The organism is Flavobacterium sp. RSP49 (genome assembly GCF_003968735.1).
In the GTDB taxonomy this organism is placed as follows: domain Bacteria; phylum Bacteroidota; class Bacteroidia; order Flavobacteriales; family Flavobacteriaceae; genus Flavobacterium.
On sequence record NZ_RYDN01000001.1, the window covers coordinates 37831 to 56929 of the forward strand.

Annotated in this window: 15 protein-coding genes; 12 read left to right on the forward strand and 3 right to left on the reverse strand. The window is 34.3% G+C overall.

Going from position 1 to position 19099, the window contains the following annotated elements; genetic code table 11:
- Positions 1 to 126: 126 nt before the first annotated feature.
- A complete protein-coding gene (recG, locus tag EKM02_RS00140) occupies positions 127 to 2235 on the reverse strand; it encodes an ATP-dependent DNA helicase RecG (protein ID WP_126451461.1) in 2109 nt (702 codons plus the stop codon).
- A 139-nt stretch (positions 2236 to 2374) separates the two neighbouring features.
- Here recG and EKM02_RS00145 point away from each other — a divergent pair, with 139 nt between their 5' ends.
- A complete protein-coding gene (locus EKM02_RS00145; protein WP_126451462.1) occupies positions 2375 to 2920 on the forward strand; it encodes a DUF1697 domain-containing protein in 546 nt (181 codons plus the stop codon).
- A 408-nt stretch (positions 2921 to 3328) separates the two neighbouring features.
- On the opposite strand, the gene EKM02_RS00150 is transcribed toward EKM02_RS00145, so the two are convergent.
- The gene (locus EKM02_RS00150; protein ID WP_126451463.1) at positions 3329 to 4066 is read right to left on the reverse strand and encodes a diphthine--ammonia ligase; all 738 of its coding nucleotides are present in this window, start codon (positions 4064 to 4066) and stop codon (positions 3329 to 3331) included.
- A gap of 97 nt (positions 4067 to 4163) precedes the next feature.
- Between EKM02_RS00150 and EKM02_RS00155 the strand changes: the two genes are divergently transcribed.
- The 3 genes from EKM02_RS00155 to EKM02_RS00165 all read left to right on the forward strand — a co-directional run bounded on the left by EKM02_RS00155 (position 4164) and on the right by EKM02_RS00165 (position 7633).
- Positions 4164 to 4346, forward strand: a complete 183-nt coding sequence (locus EKM02_RS00155) for a hypothetical protein (RefSeq protein WP_126451464.1) — start codon at positions 4164 to 4166, stop codon at positions 4344 to 4346.
- 276 nt (positions 4347 to 4622) lie between these two features.
- The gene (locus EKM02_RS00160) at positions 4623 to 6683 is read left to right on the forward strand and encodes a M1 family metallopeptidase (RefSeq protein ID WP_126451465.1); all 2061 of its coding nucleotides are present in this window, start codon (positions 4623 to 4625) and stop codon (positions 6681 to 6683) included.
- Positions 6684 to 6733: 50 nt separating this feature from the next.
- Complete coding sequence (locus tag EKM02_RS00165) at positions 6734 to 7633, forward strand: patatin family protein (protein WP_126451466.1); 900 nt, start codon at positions 6734 to 6736, stop codon at positions 7631 to 7633.
- Positions 7634 to 7636: 3 nt separating this feature from the next.
- On the opposite strand, the gene EKM02_RS00170 is transcribed toward EKM02_RS00165, so the two are convergent.
- Positions 7637 to 8158 carry a hypothetical protein gene (locus tag EKM02_RS00170; protein ID WP_126451467.1) on the reverse strand — a complete coding sequence of 174 codons (522 nt, stop codon included), beginning with the start codon at positions 8156 to 8158 and terminating at the stop codon, positions 7637 to 7639.
- A 129-nt stretch (positions 8159 to 8287) separates the two neighbouring features.
- On the opposite strand from EKM02_RS00170, the gene EKM02_RS00175 reads away from it, so the two are divergent.
- The 8 genes from EKM02_RS00175 (at position 8288) to EKM02_RS14945 (ending at position 18904) form a co-directional block, all read left to right on the forward strand.
- Positions 8288 to 9058 carry a sulfite exporter TauE/SafE family protein gene (locus EKM02_RS00175; protein ID WP_126451719.1) on the forward strand — a complete coding sequence of 257 codons (771 nt, stop codon included), beginning with the start codon at positions 8288 to 8290 and terminating at the stop codon, positions 9056 to 9058.
- A gap of 116 nt (positions 9059 to 9174) precedes the next feature.
- Positions 9175 to 11511: an ATP-dependent helicase gene (locus EKM02_RS00180; protein ID WP_126451468.1), complete on the forward strand. Its 2337-nt coding sequence runs from the start codon at positions 9175 to 9177 to the stop codon at positions 11509 to 11511.
- 15 nt (positions 11512 to 11526) lie between these two features.
- On the forward strand, positions 11527 to 12147 hold the full coding sequence (locus tag EKM02_RS00185; RefSeq protein ID WP_126451469.1) for an L-threonylcarbamoyladenylate synthase: 621 nt from the start codon (positions 11527 to 11529) through the stop codon (positions 12145 to 12147).
- A 1012-nt stretch (positions 12148 to 13159) separates the two neighbouring features.
- Entirely contained in the window at positions 13160 to 13858 is a 699-nt protein-coding gene (locus EKM02_RS00190; RefSeq protein WP_126451470.1) for a DUF2064 domain-containing protein, read from the forward strand.
- 43 nt (positions 13859 to 13901) lie between these two features.
- Entirely contained in the window at positions 13902 to 16877 is a 2976-nt protein-coding gene (locus tag EKM02_RS00195) for a TonB-dependent receptor domain-containing protein (protein WP_126451471.1), read from the forward strand.
- A 68-nt stretch (positions 16878 to 16945) separates the two neighbouring features.
- Entirely contained in the window at positions 16946 to 17935 is a 990-nt protein-coding gene (locus tag EKM02_RS00200) for a phosphotransferase (protein WP_126451472.1), read from the forward strand.
- Positions 17936 to 17941: 6 nt separating this feature from the next.
- Positions 17942 to 18595: a nucleoside hydrolase gene (locus EKM02_RS00205; protein WP_234423120.1), complete on the forward strand. Its 654-nt coding sequence runs from the start codon at positions 17942 to 17944 to the stop codon at positions 18593 to 18595.
- Between the two features lie 24 nt (positions 18596 to 18619).
- Positions 18620 to 18904: a hypothetical protein gene (locus EKM02_RS14945; RefSeq protein ID WP_234423121.1), complete on the forward strand. Its 285-nt coding sequence runs from the start codon at positions 18620 to 18622 to the stop codon at positions 18902 to 18904.
- Positions 18905 to 19099 lie beyond the last annotated feature (195 nt).

The window sequence follows — 19099 nt, forward strand, 5'->3', positions numbered from 1 at the left end:
ACGAAACTAAATTAAAAAGTACATACGATCAAAAATTACGTTAGAAAGATAAAATATCAACTTCTCGCCGTTTTCGTTTTAATCAAAAACAAAAGTTGAAAATTATTCTCAAAATAAGAATTTAGGTTAGCTAATATAATTCCAGATGTTTTTCTTTTTTGTCATTTCTAAGAAAACAACTCTCAAAGCGGTATGCTCCGGTTTTTGCATCCCTGCATCTTCTTTCAGAAGTTTTAAAGCATAATTTCTGGCTAAAGCCAAAGTATCTCTGTCTCGAACTAAATCGGCAATTTGAAGATTCAGTACGCCGCTTTGTTGTGTTCCCATCAAATCACCCGGACCACGAAGCTTCAAGTCGACTTCCGCAATTTCGAAACCATCGTTTGTTTGCACCATCGTTTCCATTCGGGTTTTACTGTCAGAACTCAATTTGTGACTTGTCATCAGGATGCAATAACTTTGCTCCGCACCACGACCCACGCGACCTCGAAGCTGATGGAGTTGCGACAATCCAAAACGTTCCGCACTTTCAATAATCATCACGCTGGCATTAGGAACATTTACGCCAACTTCAATTACGGTTGTTGCGACCATAATATTAGTTTTCCCTTCTGAAAAGCGTTTCATTTCTGCATCCTTTTCCGCTGGTTTCATCTTTCCGTGCAAAATTGAAATCGAATACTGTGGCAATGGGAAATCTCTGGAAACACTTTCGTAACCGTCCATTAAATCCTTGAAATCCATTTTCTCCGATTCCTGGATGAGCGGATACACAATATAGATTTGGCGACCCAAAGCGATTTCGTCCCGAAGGAATTTCCAAACCTTCAAACGGTTGCTGTCAAAACGATGTACGGTCTGAATCGGTTTTCGTCCCGGAGGCAGTTCATCAATTACTGAAATGTCTAAATCGCCATACAAACTCATCGCCAAAGTGCGGGGAATAGGCGTGGCGGTCATTACCAGAACGTGTGGCGGAATCACATTTTTTTTCCATAATTTAGAGCGTTGTTCTACGCCAAAACGATGTTGCTCATCAATTACAGCCAGTCCTAAATTTTTGAATTTTACTTTATCTTCTAGTAAAGCATGCGTTCCGATTAGAATATGTAACGTTCCGTTTTCCAGTTCTTCATGGATAATTCGGCGTTGAGCTATTTTGGTGGAACCTGTTAGGATTCGGATATTTATATTTAAAGTTTCGGCCAATTCGGATAAACCGATAAAATGCTGATTGGCGAGGATTTCTGTTGGTGCCATCAAGCAGGCTTGGAAGCCATTATCAAGCGCCAAAAGCATGCTCATAAAAGCTACAATTGTTTTTCCGGAACCTACATCGCCTTGCAGCAATCGGTTCATTTGGGCGTTGCTTCCCATATCGGTTCGGATTTCCTTTATCACTCTTTTTTGAGCATTTGTCAGTTGAAAAGGCAAATGATGCTGATAAAAATCATTGAAGTTTTCGCCTACAGTTGTAAACGGATGTCCTTTTATTTTATGTTTTCGGATGAGATTCTTCGTGATTAATTGCAACTGAATAAAGAACAATTCTTCGAATATTAATCGGAATTTGGCTTTTGCTAAAACATCAGCACTTTTTGGAAAATGAATGTTGAATAAAGCCGCTTTTTTAGGAATCAGCTTCAATTCGTTAATCAAATAATCCGGTAAAGTTTCCGTGAATAACGCTTGTGTTTCCAGAAACAATTGCTGCATCAGTTTATTAATCACCCGGTTTGAAATTCCGCGATTAGTCAAAGTTTCTGTCGAAGGATACACGGGTTGCATCGCTGAACGCAGACTTTGTTCATGCTCTGTCATCAATTCAATTTCGGGATGCGCCATGTTGAACGCATTTCCAAAAGAGGTGCATTTCCCAAATATAACACACATTTCATTGAGCTTTAAACTCTCCCGAATCCATTTGTGACCTTGAAACCAAACGAGTTCCATTTGTCCTGTATCATCTACAAAAGTCGCTACCAATCGCTTTTGGTTTTTGCCAAATTCTACAGTTTTGATGTTGATGATTTTACCGATAATCTGAACTTCGGCACTATTATTTTGCAGTTCGTTAATCTTGTAATATCGGGTGCGGTCAATGTATCTATTTGGAAAAAAATTAACCAAATCCACGTACTTATAAATTCCCAATTCCTTACGAAGCAATTCGCCCCGATTGGGACCAACGCCTTTCAAGTATTCGATGGGAGTGAGTAGGAGGTTTTGTTGCATAGTGCGAAGATAGTTTTTTGTTTGGAAATTTGGAAAGTGTAATTGATTCTAAAATGCTTTATTAAAAATGTAAAGTTAAAACTTAACTTAATTGTGAAATTAACACCAAACGCAATACCTTCGTAAAAAAAAGTAAAAAATGACAACTCATCTCGCATTACTCCGTGGCATCAATGTTTCAGGTCATAGTATGATAAAAATGGAGGCGCTAAAAACAACTTTGGAAGCCATTAGCTTTCAAAATGTACAAACGTATATTCAATCGGGCAATGTTTTTGTAGATACAGAAGAAGAAAGTTCAGCTGCTGTTGGATTCAAAATAAAACAGGAAATTTTCAAGGCTTTTGGTCATGAAGTGCCGGTTGTAGTCATTAGCTCTGCAGATTTAGAAGCATGTTTCAAGAATAATCCTTTCTTGAAGGAAAAAGATATTGATACTAAGAAATTATATGTGGCTTTTATTTCGACTACGTTACAAAGTAGCAGTATGAATGATTTGAGAATAAGTCAGTTCAAACCGGATGAAGCCAGTATTGACGGCAGCAGAATTTTTATAAAATACGCTGTTGGCGCAGGAAAAACCCGATTCGACCAAAAATACATCGAGAAGAAGCTAAATGTTATTGCAACAATCCGCAATTGGAATACTGTGACGCAATTACTGAAACTTTACGAGGAAAGATAATAAGACTTTAAAATCTAGTATAACCGCTAATTCGCTAATTTTCAAATGTTATCATCCATTTGAAATTTGCGAATTAGCGGTATTTTTTTAGAGTCAAAACAAGGATGTTTCAGAATCTATTTTTAACTTTAGAAATAAAATATTTATAATTTGACGCAACCTTTTACAGGAAGAATCATTTTAAAAATATCTGTGTAAGCGAAGTCAAATACAATTTTAGTTAAAAAAGTAATTTATAAGTTCTTATTGAACATTTTTATAAGGTTTAGTTTTGGTTAATTTAGGATTATGTAGCATTTTTGTGAAAGAGATCTCAGGAGTTGAAAAATTTTTGGTACTTTTTTTAAAACCTTAATTATAAAAATGAAGCCTATCCGAAAGTACTGAATTTATTAGCCATTAAATAGATTATTTTTCAACCAGATCACAATACCAAAAACCAAAATCAAATGCATCAGAAGCGCTCGTGTCACAAGCAGTATCAGATGAATCTTCCTTTTCTGGTTTTTCGTATTTTCTATAAACAACTTCACCAATTTCGAAATTGATAGGTTTCGAGAAAATGGGACCGTCAAAAGTGAAGGTATGAAATTCTCCGTTTTCTCCGCAAACATCTACATTTTCAGGTAATTCATTGATGAAACTTTGATCAATCACGCGACCAACGAAGCTTTTATCTAAAAAGCGTTCATTGACACAAACCACAATTGTTTTAAAACCTAAATTGATAAATTCCTGAATCAGTTCGTGAGTGGGGATTTTCCAAAGCGGAAAAATACCTTCAAAACCTATTTCGGCTAATTTTTCCTCTCGGTATTTACGTAAATCTTCCAGAAATATATCACCAAAAATCGAATGTGTAACACCTTGGTTTTTTAGTTTTGCCAATGTTTCCCGCATCACATTTTCGTACACCTCCATGGTTGGCATTTCAGGAATTTGCATAATTTCAAGAGGCAATCCAATGCTTTCGGCCTGTTGTTTCAATAATTCTACTCGGACGCCATGCATCGAAATACGCTGATGTTCTTGGTTCACACTGGTCAGTAAACTGGCAATTTCAATTTCTCGATTTTGTAGCGTTTTATATAAGGCCAGTGCAGAATCTTTTCCGCTGCTCCAATTAAATAAGGCTTTCTTTTTCAATGTAATTATCTTGTAATTTTCTTTAGGTAAACTTACAAAATTTGTCGGATTAGTTTAGGAAACCTTTGTAACTTTGGAAATCATGCAATAATTTAAAATGCCATTATTTAAAATTAGATATCAAACCGAATCAAATCGATTGAAAAATTGGGATTATTCCAGTGAAGCTATTTATTTCATTACTTTGGTTGCTCAGAATAGGGAATGCATTTTTGGAACTATTGCTGATGATAAAATGACACTAAACGATAACGGAAAAATCATTGAAACGGAATTGTAGAAATCAATTACAATAAGGGAACGTTGGTTTTTTCATAATTGGGTCATTATGCCCAATCATATTCATTTGTTGATTGAAATTGTTTCGTCATCCGACGTAGAGACGCACTGCAGTGCGTCTCTACCATACAACCGGAACAACCAATGATAAATACCATTTGGCAATCAAATTATCACGATCATATTGTACGCAATTACAATTCATTCCATGCCGTATACCATTACATAAAAAACAATCTTAAAAATTGGAATACAGATTCCATAAATCCAAAATAGAATGAAATACCTATTCTTTTTTATTTCCACGTTCACATTCGCCCAACAAACCCAATTTGTTGATTTTAAATCAGTTTTAGGGAAAATTGTAATAAATCCAATTGAAAGAACTGTTTCTGGTGATGTTAATTATGATTTTAATGTTTTGAAATCTATAGATACCATTAAAATTGATGCCCAAAACATAGAATTTTCAGATGTAAAACTGAACGGAAAACCGATTAATTTTCGGAATACTGAGACACAATTACAAATTATATTTCCGTTCACAAATGGAAAAAACAACCTGACTTTTCAGTATTTGGCAAAGCCAAAACAAACGATGTATTTTGTGGGTTCAGAAGCAAATGATAATTTACAAATTTGGACGCAAGGACAAGGAAAATATACCAGTCATTGGTTTCCGAGTTTTGATGATGTGAATGAAAAAGTGGTTTTCAATTTGAATATTGTATTCAAAAAAGAGTATCAGGTAATTTCAAATGGAACTTTGAGATTTAAATCTGGATTTGATGGACTTTCGGTTTGGCAATACCAAATGCAAAAACCAATGAGTTCGTATTTATTGATGCTTACCATCGGTAAATTTGAAAAAAAAATCGAGAAATCAAATTCTGGAATTCCTTTAGAAATGTATTTGGGACTAAAAGACGTTTCCAAATTTGAACCAACCTATCGCAACTCTAAAAAAATGTTTGATTTCTTAGAAAAGGAAATAGGAGTGAAGTATCCTTGGGAAATTTACAAACAAGCACCTGTTCGAGATTTCTTGTATGCCGGAATGGAAAATACATCAGCAACGCTCTTTAATACGCGTTATGTGGTGGATTCTACAGGTTTTGAAGACAGAAGTTACACGAATGTCAATGCGCATGAATTAGCGCATCAGTGGTTTGGGAATTTAGTCACTGCCGAAAGCAGCAAGCATCATTGGTTACAAGAAGGTTTTGCAACGTATTATGCACTTTTAGCCGAAAAGGAAATCTATGGCGAAGATTATTTTTATTCCAAATTATATGAGTCGGCATCACAATTAAAATACGCTTCCAGAACGGATAGCATTCCGGTTTTGAATGCCAAAGCCAGTTCATTGACTTTTTATCAAAAAGGAGCTTGGGCACTTTTTGTTTTACACAAAGAAATAGGGGATAAGGCGTTTAAAAAAGCGGTAAAAAGTTATTTAGAAAAAAATGCATTTCAAAATGTGAATACAACAGATTTTTTTGCTGAAATCAAAAAAGTATCTAGTTATGATTTAGATAATTTTAGTGAAGTATGGCTTGAAACTACTGTTTTCAATACACAACAAGCCAATAGTTTATTGCTTAAAAACAAATCAATTCAGGTGTTGTTTGAAGTCGATAAATTAAAAAACAAACCGTTGTCAGAGAAAAAGGATTTTCTTGAAAAAACAATGCAATCTGACGTCTATTTTTTGGTAAAAGAAGTTATTTTAAATCAATTAAAAAATGAAAAATGGGAAGATAAAAAAGAACTTCTGGCATTGGCTTTAACAACTGAAAATCTCCAAGTGCGTCAGGCAGTAGCTAGTACTTTGACTAAAATACCCGAAGATTTCCGTTTGCAATATGAGACTTTACTCGATGATCATTCCTATCAAACCCAAGAAATAGCGTTGTATCATTTATGGAATAATTTCCCCGAATATCGCTCTCTTTATTTGGATAAATCCAAAGACTGGATTGGTTTTAATGATTATAATCTTAAAACCTTGTGGCTTAGCTTAGCCTTGTCAAGTCCAGATTATGCATCAGACAAAACGGATTTAATCACGGAATTGGTGAATTATTCTTCTTCAATTTATGAAGCGACAACACGCCAAAATGCTTTGGAAAATCTTCTTACTTTTGGAATAATAAACGACACGGTTTTGAAAAACTTGATCAATGCATCAACACATCAAATGTGGCAGTTTTCAAAATTTGCGAGAGACAACATTAGAACCTTGCTAAAAAACAAAGAAATGCAGCTTTCATTCGAAAGGATTTTACCAAATTTGATTGAAAAGGAGCAATTTCAATTGAAAAGATTGATTTTTTAATTACTTTAACGAGATAATAATATAAGATTTATTATTTCAATATAAAATAGATGAAAGCATTAGTCATTTCAGGGGGTGGTAGTAAAGGAGCATTTGCAGGCGGGGTAGCAGAATTTCTTTTAGAAAAAGAAGCCGATAAATATGATCTTTTCGTCGGAACTTCAACTGGAAGTTTGCTGATTCCTCATTTGGCTTTAAATAAAATTGAAAAAATAAAAGAGATTTTTACCTCCGTAAATCAGTCCAGTATTTTTAGTAGACGTCCTTTTTTTGTAAAAAATAAAAATGGGGTATTTGTTATTTCGATAAACCATTTTAATGTACTAATCAATCTCATGAGAGGGAGTAAGACTTTTGGAGAAAGTTATAGTTTGAGAAAATTAATTCGAAAATCCATTACTCGTGAAGAGTTTAAAGAATTAAAAGCCGGGAGCAAAGATGTTATTATTACCGTTTCCAATTTGAGCACTAATGAAGTGGAGTACAAGTCAATTAAAGATTTTGAATATTCTGAGTTTTGTGATTGGATCTGGATTTCATGTAATTATCTTCCCTTCATGAGTTTGGTTAATAAAAAAGGAAGTGATTATGGCGATGGTGGATTTACCAATTTAGTACCAATTCGAGAAGCCATAAATCGAGGAGCAACAGAAATTGATGTCATTATCTTGCAAACAGAAACCCAAATTAGTAAAAAAATTATCAGTAGAAACCCTTTCTCTTTATTGGTAAATTTATTTGGGACTGTTCTCGAACAGGTAAAGAAAAAGGACATTGCCATTGGTCTTTTGGCAGCAAAGAATAATAATGTAACCATAAATTTTTATTATACTCCAACGCATTTGACTGATAATGCGCTTTTTTTTAACAAAACAGAAATGAAAAAATGGTGGAAACAAGGTTACGAATACGCATTGACTAAAAGTGAAATTATGAGTGATATAAAATAACTCTTACCACAATTGTCCCACTTCGTTTTTAATATAAGCCAATGCTGCAGTGCTTGGAGAAGGTTTCTCTAATAAATCTTCAATGATAATTTCCCGCAAACTATTTGCATCTTTTACTCTTTCATTAGTTGTTGCCAAACGAATCATTTGAATGGTTGCATTTTTGGCTGTAACAATAATGGACCAACACTCATCCGAAATGTAGATTTGCTGTGTTAAATTGTGTTCATACTCTTGTTCGATTTGTGCAATTACAAAATTGTGATACTCGTTTTTATCTTCTGAAAGAGGGGTAATTCGAACTAAAAGTTTTGAAGGATTGATCCGTTCCATAAACAAAGCCATACGCTCATAAGCCTGCAAACGCAGAGGCAATAAGTCTTTTTGAGCGTCTTTTTGTAATAACCAGCGTCTTGTATTTTGTTGGTCTTTGAAATAAGCGTTAAATAAATAATAAGCAACACCTCCAGTAATTAGGGAAGGTATTGTGTAGCCCAGAATTTCTATGATTTTTGTAGAATCCATTTTGATGTGAAAATTATTTAGCAAAAATATACTTTTTTGAGTACAAATCAATTTCTATTTAATAGCAATAAATGAAACCGAATGCTATTTTTGTTGTTCATAACAAGAATATTTTAATTGAATACTATGATGGAGACTTACGTTTTAGCTTTACTTTGTATTGCGGCTTTTGCTGCGGGATTTATTGATGCAATTGTTGGCGGTGGCGGATTGATACAAACGCCTATGGGATTGATTTTATTACCGAATCTTCCTGTTGCAACCGTAATTGGAACCTTGAAAGTTCCTGCTTTTAGTGGTACTTCCTTTGCAGCATATCAATATCTAAAAAAGGTAGATATGAACTGGAAACTATTGTCGATTATGATGCTTTTGGCCTTTCCATCGGCATTTTTGGGTTCTACTTTATTGACGTATGTGAGCAATGATTTCATGAAACCGTTATTATTGGTGGTTCTTTCTTTTTTAGTTGTTTACACGTACGCCAAGAAAAATTTTGGACAACATATTGAAAAAAATCATTCCCCAAGAACTCAAATTTGTAATGCTATCGGAATCAGTTTTGTAGTTGGTTTATATGATGGATTTATCGGACCGGGAACCGGAAGTTTTTTGGTTGTGGCTTTTATTGCCATTATGGGTTTCGATTTTTTGCACGCTTCCGCAAATGCGAAAATGGTGAATCTGGCGACAAACTTTGGTTCTATATGTTTGTTTATTTTAAAAGGAAAAATTATTTGGGCAATTGCACTACCCATGGCTGTCAGCAATGCGTTAGGCGGATGGATTGGAGCAAAAATAGCCATTAACAAGGGAAATAGTTTTATTCGGATTTTCTTTTTGGTTGTAGTAATCGGGACATTAATCCGATTTGCTTACGATGTCTTTTTGAGATACTAAATACAAGAATATCTTATTAAGAAGAGTAGCAAAATGAATTAGCCAATTGTTGTTTTTTGGTACTGAAAACCTCATTCAAAATCGCTATTTTTGCATAATAAAATTTAAAAAATTCCATGCACAAATATATCGATCAACTTAATGAAGCCCAACGTGAACCCGTTTTGCAAAAAGACGGACCCATGATAATTATTGCGGGTGCAGGTTCCGGTAAAACGAGAGTGTTAACTATCAGAATTGCTTATTTGATGAGTCAGGGTGTCGATGCGTTTAGTATCTTATCGCTTACTTTTACCAATAAAGCGGCCCGAGAAATGAAAAAAAGAATTTCGGATATCGTGGGAGCCGGAGAGGCAAAAAATCTTTGGATGGGAACATTTCACTCGGTTTTTGCTCGAATTTTACGCTCAGAAGCAGAACATCTTGGTTATCCTTCAAACTTCACCATATATGATTCTCAGGATTCATTGCGTGCCATTTCCGGAATAATCAAGGAAATGCAACTGGATCGTGATGTGTACAAACCCAAACAGGTTTTAAGCCGAATTTCAAATTTCAAAAATAGTTTGATTACGGTAAAAGCGTATTTTAATGATTCTGATTTGCAAGAAGCGGATGCGATGTCTAAAAAACCTCGAATGGGCGAAATTTATCAAAATTATGTGGACCGATGTTTCAAAGCAGGCGCCATGGATTTTGATGATTTGTTATTAAAAACCAATGAATTACTGACTCGTTTTCCGGAAGTTCTGGCCAAATATCAAAACCGTTTTCGCTATATTTTGGTAGATGAGTACCAAGATACAAATCACTCGCAATATCTTATTGTTCGGGCTTTATCCGATAAATTTCAGAATATTTGTGTGGTCGGCGATGACGCACAAAGTATTTATGCGTTTCGTGGTGCAAACATCAATAATATACTGAATTTCCAGAAAGATTATGAAGGCGTAAAAACCTTCAGACTAGAACAAAATTACCGTTCGACAAAGAATATTGTTGAAGCAGCAAACACTATTATTGATAAAAATAAAGTAAAACTGGACAAAATCGTTTGGACCGCCAATGATTTTGGTCCCAAAATAAAGGTTCACCGCAGTTTAACAGACAACGAAGAAGGCCGTTTTGTAGCCAGTACGATTTGGGAGCAAAAAATGCAAAATCAAATGCCTAACGGTGCGTTTGCCATTTTGTACCGGACCAATGCACAATCCCGGGCTATGGAAGATGCGCTTAGAAAAAGAGATATTCCGTATCGGATTTATGGTGGACTTTCTTTCTATCAAAGAAAAGAAGTCAAGGATGTTTTGTGTTATTTACGATTGGTTATTAATCCAAAAGATGAAGAAGCTTTAGTTCGGGTAATTAATTATCCGGCACGTGGGATTGGGAATACAACAATCGAAAAACTAACCATTGCAGCCAATCACTACAAACGTTCGATGTTTGAAGTGATGCAAAACATAGAGCGAATTGATTTAAAACTGAATTCCGGAACCAAGCAAAAACTATCAGATTTTGTTACGATGATTCAGAGTTTTCAGGCTATAAATGAAAATCAGGATGCGTTTTATTTAGCGGATCATGTTGCCAAAAAAACAGGATTAATTCAGGAATTAAAAAAAGATGCTACACCGGAAGGAATGGCTAAAATTCAGAATATTGAGGAATTACTAAACGGTATTAAGGATTTTACAGATGGCCAAAAAGAAGTGGATGGAGCCCGTGGCGCTTTGTCTGAATTTATGGAGGATGTGGCTCTGGCAACTGATTTAGACAAAGACACCAGTGATGAAGACCGCGTGGCGTTGATGACCATTCACTTAGCTAAAGGATTAGAATTTCCTCATGTTTTTGTAGTGGGAATGGAAGAAGATTTGTTCCCGAGTGCCATGAGTATGAGCACGAGAAGCGAACTAGAAGAAGAACGCCGCTTGTTTTATGTGGCTTTGACCCGTGCGGAGCACCAGGCGTATTTGACCTATGCACAATCACGATACCGTTGGGGAAAATTGACTGATAGTGAACCGTCGCGTTTTATTGAGGAAATCGACAGTCAATATCTGGAATACATTACACCTCCTGAAAATAATTACAGGTATAAACCAATGATTGATAGCGATATTTTTGGCGATGTAGATAAATCTAGATTGCGTCTGGCAAAACCAGCTAGCGGAACCCCGCCGACCAAATATAATACAGATAATGAACCTAAATCGGATATAAATATTCGTAAATTGAAACCTGTTAGTAATAATGCTGCTTCAGGAAGTGCTAATTTATTCGATAATAAACTGGTTGCCGGCAATATAGTTATGCACGAACGTTTTGGGAAAGGCGAAGTGTTAAACCTTGAAGGAGTGGGAGCCGACAAAAAAGCCGAAATCAAATTTGAAGTAGGCGGAATAAAGAAATTACTGTTGCGTTTTGCTAAACTGGATATTATTGGATGAAAAACTAAAAAAAAAATGGCTCAATTTATAAAAATATATGAAGACAAACCTAACGAAGCAGCAATTGCCAAAGTAGTTAAGGTTTTAAAAGAAGGTGGTTTAGTAATCTATCCCACGGATACTGTTTATGGTTTGGGTTGTGATATTACCAATACCAAAGCATTGGAACGCATAGCGAGAATAAAAGGAGTAAAACTGGATAAAGCTAATTTTTCTTTTGTGTGCCATGATCTAAGCAACATATCGGATTATGTGAGGCAGATAGACACTGCAACTTTCAAATTATTAAAAAGAGCGTTGCCAGGGCCGTATACTTTTATTTTAGCTGGAAATAATAGCTTGCCAAAAGAATTTAAAAAGAAAACAACCGTTGGTATTCGGGTTCCAGACAATGCGATTGCTCTAGAAATAGTTAAAGGGTTAGGTAATCCTATTGTTTCTACCTCAATTCATGATGAAGATGATGTGATAGAATATACCACGGATCCGGAACTAATTTTTGAGAAATGGCAAAACCTAGTTGATTTAGTTATTGATGGAGGTTATGGGGACAATATAGGATCTACCATTATTGATTTATCAGGTGATGAGCCAGTTGTAGTTCGAGAAGGCAAAGGAAGTTTGGATATTTTATAAAATTTAAATTTTTGGCAAAATAGTTGCTGATTTACTACGTGTTTTTATTTTTACCAAGAACATATAAATCTATGGATTGTATTATGTAAGCATGTTATTCTTGATTATCATTAAGTGGTTGTCAATTGGATTTCAGATGACATTTTTGGTATTAACTTCAAAAATTCATTCTTTAAAAATCGGAAAAATTTATAACTAGAAATCATTAAATTACTGATAACAAAGTGTTTAATAATTTTTATTTATGACCTTGTCGAGACGATTTTAGAACTTTTTTTAGATGATTTAAAGATATTAACCTACTGAGAAAGTTTCTAAAAAACTCATAGGTGTTTTTACTATTTTGCATGGGCTTTAATCAAAATTCGATTCACTAGTATACTAGGTAACAAATTATTTGTCCGATTACTTTTTTGTGAAAAAAACCGGTCTTCGTTAGCTTTTTCGCAAAGAAAAAAAATTTTTTTTTAATTAAAAATGGCAGTCATGAGGTTCGAATTCTACTTTTTAATAAAATAAAAGAATTAGAAAATTGTTTTTATTTTCAGAAGAATTTAGGACAAAATTAGTCTCTCATTTTCATGATTTTTAAATTTTTTTTGTGGTCGATAGGATTCTTTTGAATAATTATAAATTGGCATTACGCGGATAAAAACTGCAAAAATTAATTTGAAATTGCTCCTTCTAAAGGTTTTTGGCTTCATAGAACAACTGGTTTTATGAATGTAAACTTCACGGACGATACTCAGTTTCGGTATTTTTTAATTCGTTAAGTATTACGAAAGTTATTGTTTATAATGTTTAATTTTTGAAACTATTAATTATTAATTATGTGTTTCTTATGTATCAAGGATGACTGTTCAACAGTGCAGTGACAGTAACAGTTACAGTTATTTTTATGTTGATTTAGACTAAATGGAAATGAAATCCTGACAATTGCAATGTAATTTTTTCATTTAAAAAAAAGTAAAAACATTTGTCAGGATTGGAAGATTTTCCTGTCTACAACTTTATGAAATTCATAAAGGATCATTCTTCAACAACTGCGATACTGCTTTTTGCTCAAAGTGAAAAAGTTCAAAGTATTTCTAAATCTATTGCTTGTAAAAAAAAGCAAAACCAATTGTTGTGGAAAAAGATGAATGAAAACGTTTTGAAAACCATCAAAAAAACAAATCTTCCTTATTCTGTAGTTGATGAAAGTATCCAAGTAGGTAACACTTTTGGCGAGAAAATTACGGATGCAATAAATAAAGTTTTTGCACAAGGTCATGATAAAGTCATTGTTATTGGAAATGATTGCATTGAATTGCAAGCGAATCATCTGCTTCTGGCTAATACAAATTTGCAAATTAATGATTCAGTTCTTGAAGCGGATTTTAATGGTGGTGCCTATTTGATAGCTGTTTCAAAATCAAGTTTTCTTGCTAAACAATTTGCCGCTATTTCTTGGCAAACACCTTGCGTTTTTAAAGAATTAAAAGCGCTATTTAGCAAAAAAAAAATGAGTTTACTTCCAGTTTTGAATGACTGTAACAGTGCTTTTGATTTTAAAAAAGCAATTTGTAAATTATCCTTTTCAGATGGATTTAAAAATTTAATTCTTTCCTTACTTCAAAAGGGAATAAATGTAAATTATTATAAAAAATCTCAGGTTCATTACGAATATAAAAGTTTAAATTTAAATAAGGGATCTCCTTTTTCGTTATAAATTACAGCTCAAATTGCATTTATTTATAACTAATTTTTCTCCGATGAAACAATTTTTCATTTGGGCCTTACTTTGCTTTACGACATTTGTATCTGCTCAAGAAGACCTAACGGTTTCTGTTATTGATTTTGAAAATCAAAGACCAATTTCTAATATTACCATTAAATTATCCAATAGTACTCGGAATAGCACCTTGTTGCAAACTACTAATCTTCAAGGGAAAGCAATTTTTAGAAACATTCCTGCTTTAGATGGTTATCAAGTTTCATTTGAAGAAACGGCAGACTATGTTGCTGAAAGATCCGATATTATTAGTATTCGTTCCAATCAAAATCCAAATGTTACTTTGATTTTAAAGAGAACAAATACAGTAGAGTTGGACGAAGTTGTTATTGCTAGAAATTCAACATCAAAAATTAACCGTCGCGATGCCGAGGTTTCTTTTGAATTGAAAGCTGCCGAAATTCAAGAAATTCCGTTCGAGGGGCGAGATATTACTAGAGTTCTGTATCGATTACCAAACGTATCGCAAGCCACAGGATTTTTTGCAGAAGCGCCTAATGTGAGCATTAATGGGGCGAATCCTTTGTTTACGTCTTATCTTATTGATGGAATGGATAACAATGAGCGTTTTTTAGGGGGACAAAAGTTTAATATACCATCTGGTTTTGTAAAGGACATTACGGTTTTGACTAGTAATTTTTCGGCAGAATACGGATTAACAGGAAGTGGTATTATAGACATAACACCACGGTCAGGATCTAATGAAATGACAGGAGAAACTTTTTTTATCACTAGACCTGGTCCATCGATAGATGGAAAATCTTCATTTGCTCAACGTGATTTGTTAGGTAATCAAGTTAAAAATGGCTTTGCTCGTTATCAAGCGGGTGGAGGCGTAGGAGGTGCTTTTGTTAAAGATAAAACGTTTTATTATTTCAATTTTGAACATACAACCGATGTGAAAGATAATTTATTAAACGTACCCGAATTGGGAGTTGCAGAAACCGTGAGGGGAAACAATACATTTAATTATTTCTCATCAAAAATTGATCAATTATGGAATAAAAATTTTAGATCTTCGGTCCGTGCGAATATAGGAATCGTTGAAGTTGAGCGTCAGGGTGGTGGTTTAGATGGAGGAGCTACATTTGCTTCTGCGGGAAATAGTCAGCAAAGAAACAGTATTTTATTATCACTGAAAAACTCGTATAACTTTGGTAAAATAAGTGGTGAGACCAATATTCAATATAATCGTTTTAGATGGAATTATGCTGATCCTGTCCATGTAAACTCCTCACAAGTTATTGTTTTAGGAATTAATGACGAAACTTTAGCCATTTTAGGTCATCCGGGCTACGTTTTTGATGCGTTGGAAAACACGATTCAAATCCAACAGAAATTCAAATATTATACAGAGAACCATACTTTCAAATCGGGATTGAATTATATACGAGGAAATCACGAGTTATTTGGAGGCGGAAACCCTAACGGCAATTATACCGTCAAACTGAATCAATCCCAAATTGACGGAATTAGAAATAGTGGTGTAGGAAGTAGCCTGGATGTTAGTGATATTCCACTGGATGCTCAGGTAATTAATTATAATGTAGAGTTGCGTCCCGCTTCTTTTGGAACACATCAAGATATTTATTCTGTTTATTTGGAAGATTTATGGTCGGTTAGTGATAAACTGAATATTACATTGGGCTTGCGTTACGATTATGATAATTTATCAAAAGGTGGAGGTAACAAAGGCGATTACAATAATTTAGCGCCTCGATTTAATTTTAATTATAAACTAACAAATAACAGCAGTATTCGTGGAGGCTATGGAATTGCGTATGACAAAATAAATTATGGTCTATATAGCGATGCTTTACAACAAAATACGACATCAGCAGATTATAAAACTCAGCTGCAAGAGTTTATTCGATTAGGAGTTTTGCCAGCTAACACTAATCTGGAAGCGGTGACTTATAACGGAAATATAGCGGCTAATTTATCAAATGTATCCTATTTACAAGGTCCTACCGGAGATCAATTACAAAGTGAGCGGGAAGGTGCTTTTTCGAATGAAAGACGGATTTTAAATCCTAATGGCTACAACAATCCGTACTCACATCAGTTTGCGTTGGGGTACCAACTTCAGGCTGACGGAAATCAATTGTTTTTTGTAGATTTGGTTCATAATCGAGGTGAAAATTTATTCCGTTTGAGAAACCTGAATGCCGCAGCCGAATATCCGATTGATCCTAGTAATGTCATCATCAGAACGCAAGCAGAAGCCGATGCTTCCCGACCAATTCCCATTGTAAACGGAACAGCAACCATTAACGGTCAAACGGTAAGCGGTGTAGCGCGAAATGTTGTAATAAGTGAAACCGAAGGAAAATCTAGATATTATGCTGTAAGCGTAAATTATCAAAAAACAAGGGGGATTGACACGTATTCCTATCGATTAAACTATACCTTGTCTGCCTTAAAAAATGATACCGAAGATATTAATTTTAGAGCCATGGATGGGAATAATTACGCAAGGGAATGGGGATATTCGATTAATGACAGAACGCACAATATCAACGGAATTTATAGTTTTTATCCCTTTAGCGGAACCACGATTACTGTAGCCGGATTATTGCAAAGCGGTCAGCCCATAAATCGGATTCCACTTGGTTTTGGAACTACTGATTTAAATGGTGACGGTTCTGGTTTTAGTGATGCGTATCAAGGCAATAGTGATCGTTTTCCCGGTGAAAGCAGAAACAGCGACCGCTTGCCGTGGAGCACTACTTTTGATCTGGGTTTACAGCATCAATTTAAAATGGCAAAAAATAATAAAATCGAAGTAAGAGCTGATATTTTTAATGTTTTCAATGCTGAAAATTTAAGCGGATACAGTAACAATGCTACACAGAGTAATCAAATTCAAGGCGGTTCAACTGCCAGTGGCTTGTTTACACAACGCAACGCGTCGCCTCCAAGACAGTTTCAGTTTGGAGTACGGTATTTATTTTAAAAGAATAATAGATAAATATACCTCAGTCGTTTTTACAAACTACCGAGGTTTTTAAAACAACAATAATAATGTTTATACTACGGGCAAATGAGCCAAAAGAATTAACCGATTATTTACAAAAACAACAGTGGCTTGGACTTAATGAGACAATTGTTTCGTTAACCAAACCAGGTGAAGGCAATATGAATTATCTTTTGCGAGTGGATACAGGCGCGCGAACTTTTATAATAAAACAATCTCGCGCTTATGTTGAAAAATACCCGAAGGTAAGTGCTCCATCCGATCGGGTAATCACCGAAAGTTTGTTTTATCAGAAAGTTGCTCCGGTACAAACGGTTCAAAATTATATGCCAAACCTCATCGGGCTGGACCGTCAAAATAATGTGATGATATTAGAAGATTTAGGGAAATCCAATGATTTCAACTTTTTATATGATTTGGAACAGCAATTGAAAACAGGCGATCTTATTTCATTAATAGATTATTTGAATGGTTTACATTCGTCTTTTTACAAAGACATTATTGATGATGAATTGACAAATTTAGATTTACGGATGCTCAATCATGAACATGTTTTTAGATATCCTTTTATGGAGGATAATGGATTTGACTTAAATTTGGTTCAAAAAGGGCTGCAGGAATTAGCATTACCGTATAAAAAAGACCTTCAGCTAAAACAAAAAGTTGAAGTACTTGGATCTTTATATTTGTCTCGTGGAAACTACCTTTTGCATGGAGATTATTATCCTGGAAGTTGGCTTAAAACCCAAAAAGGGATCAAAATTATTGATCCGGAATTTTGCTTTTATGGTTCAAGAGAATTTGATTTGGGCGTTTTATTGGCACATTTATATTTAACACAGCAAGAGTTACATCTAGTATCGGTTGTCATAAATGAATATGTGGCTTATCCTGAATTGAATTTAGAAATTTTAAATGGATTCACGGGTGTTGAAATTATGCGACGACTAATTGGATTGGCACAATTGCCTTTACAAATAGATTTGAAAACAAAAGCAAAATTATTACAATTTGCCAATACTTTAATTACAAAATAAACAAAAATGAAATTAAAACTAGTTCTTCTAGCCTTGCTTTTTGCACATCAGATTCACGCACAAACGAAAGTTTGGTTTGATACCGATATCATGATTGGAATGCCAGATAAGGCAGCTCGCGAAGTAGATGATGGCATTACTTTAATAATGGCATTAAAGCAACCACAAATTCAGATTGTGGGGATTAGCAACATAACCTACATAGATTATAGTTACGAAATTATTCATAAAATAGTAAAATGGCACCACAAAGGAGCAGCTATTCCTGTGTACAAAGGATCTCCGGAAGCGGCTGATTTAGGAACTGAAAATGATGCGACGAAAGCGTTGTACCAAGCTTTAAAGAAAGAAAAACTTACTATTCTGGCTCTTGGTCCAATGACAAATATTGCAACATTAATACAGAATCATCCAGATATTATACCCCAGATTGAGAAAATATCAATTTGTGCAGCACGTACACCAGATATGATTTTTAATCCTGGGAATGGAAAGCTCAATGTGTTTGATTACAATTATGAGTTAGACCCTAAATCTATGGATATACTATTAAACTCGACCATTCCTTTGATTTTTGCAGGATATGAACCCAGTTCTTACACCCACATTGGCACTATTGATTTAGCAAGTTTAGATCGAACAAATGAAGCTGATAAATGATTGTTTGACATTGTTCAACCGTGGATGGCATTAAATGAAGAGTATTTTGGTGTTCATGGTTTTATTCCTTTTGATTGTTCGACTTTGGGAGTAATCACGCATCCGGAATATTTTAGTTATTATGAAAATATTCCGATAAAAGTAACATACAAAAAAAATGATGCTTTAGAAATTCAACCAGATAAACCTTTTAAAAATTTCTTGGAAGTGTCTTATAAATTCAAATCCAAAAAGAAAGTCAAATATGCTCGAAAGGCTTTGCATGGCTTTGAGGAAAAAATTTTAGAAACATTACGTAGTAAGAAATGAGTTTTTCAGGTTAATTATTTTACTAATTAGAAAACAAATAAATAATTATCGGTCATTAACTTAGATAAAATCTAAAATTCAAATCTTAGATAAATTTGACATTCAAATGGTTTTGGTAACCATAGAAAACTAAGGTACTTAAAGTTTTTTAAACCATAACACATAAATTATCGTAAATTAATAAAAATAGATAAA

Excerpts from the sequence above, each read along its gene's own strand:
- EKM02_RS00160 (WP_126451465.1), top strand. The coding sequence starts at position 4,623 with ATGAAATACCTATTCTTTTTTATTTCCACGTTCACATTCGCCCAACAA.
- EKM02_RS00170 (WP_126451467.1), bottom strand. The coding sequence starts at position 8,158 with ATGGATTCTACAAAAATCATAGAAATTCTGGGCTACACAATACCTTCC.
- EKM02_RS00145 (WP_126451462.1), top strand. The coding sequence starts at position 2,375 with ATGACAACTCATCTCGCATTACTCCGTGGCATCAATGTTTCAGGTCAT.
- EKM02_RS00175 (WP_126451719.1), top strand. The coding sequence starts at position 8,288 with ATGGAGACTTACGTTTTAGCTTTACTTTGTATTGCGGCTTTTGCTGCG.
- EKM02_RS00205 (WP_234423120.1), top strand. The coding sequence starts at position 17,942 with ATGAAATTAAAACTAGTTCTTCTAGCCTTGCTTTTTGCACATCAGATT.
- EKM02_RS14945 (WP_234423121.1), top strand. The coding sequence starts at position 18,620 with ATGGCATTAAATGAAGAGTATTTTGGTGTTCATGGTTTTATTCCTTTT.
- recG (WP_126451461.1), bottom strand. The coding sequence starts at position 2,235 with ATGCAACAAAACCTCCTACTCACTCCCATCGAATACTTGAAAGGCGTT.
- EKM02_RS00185 (WP_126451469.1), top strand. The coding sequence starts at position 11,527 with ATGGCTCAATTTATAAAAATATATGAAGACAAACCTAACGAAGCAGCA.
- EKM02_RS00190 (WP_126451470.1), top strand. The coding sequence starts at position 13,160 with ATGAAATTCATAAAGGATCATTCTTCAACAACTGCGATACTGCTTTTT.
- EKM02_RS00165 (WP_126451466.1), top strand. The coding sequence starts at position 6,734 with ATGAAAGCATTAGTCATTTCAGGGGGTGGTAGTAAAGGAGCATTTGCA.
- EKM02_RS00200 (WP_126451472.1), top strand. The coding sequence starts at position 16,946 with ATGTTTATACTACGGGCAAATGAGCCAAAAGAATTAACCGATTATTTA.
- EKM02_RS00155 (WP_126451464.1), top strand. The coding sequence starts at position 4,164 with ATGCCATTATTTAAAATTAGATATCAAACCGAATCAAATCGATTGAAA.
- EKM02_RS00180 (WP_126451468.1), top strand. The coding sequence starts at position 9,175 with ATGCACAAATATATCGATCAACTTAATGAAGCCCAACGTGAACCCGTT.
- EKM02_RS00195 (WP_126451471.1), top strand. The coding sequence starts at position 13,902 with ATGAAACAATTTTTCATTTGGGCCTTACTTTGCTTTACGACATTTGTA.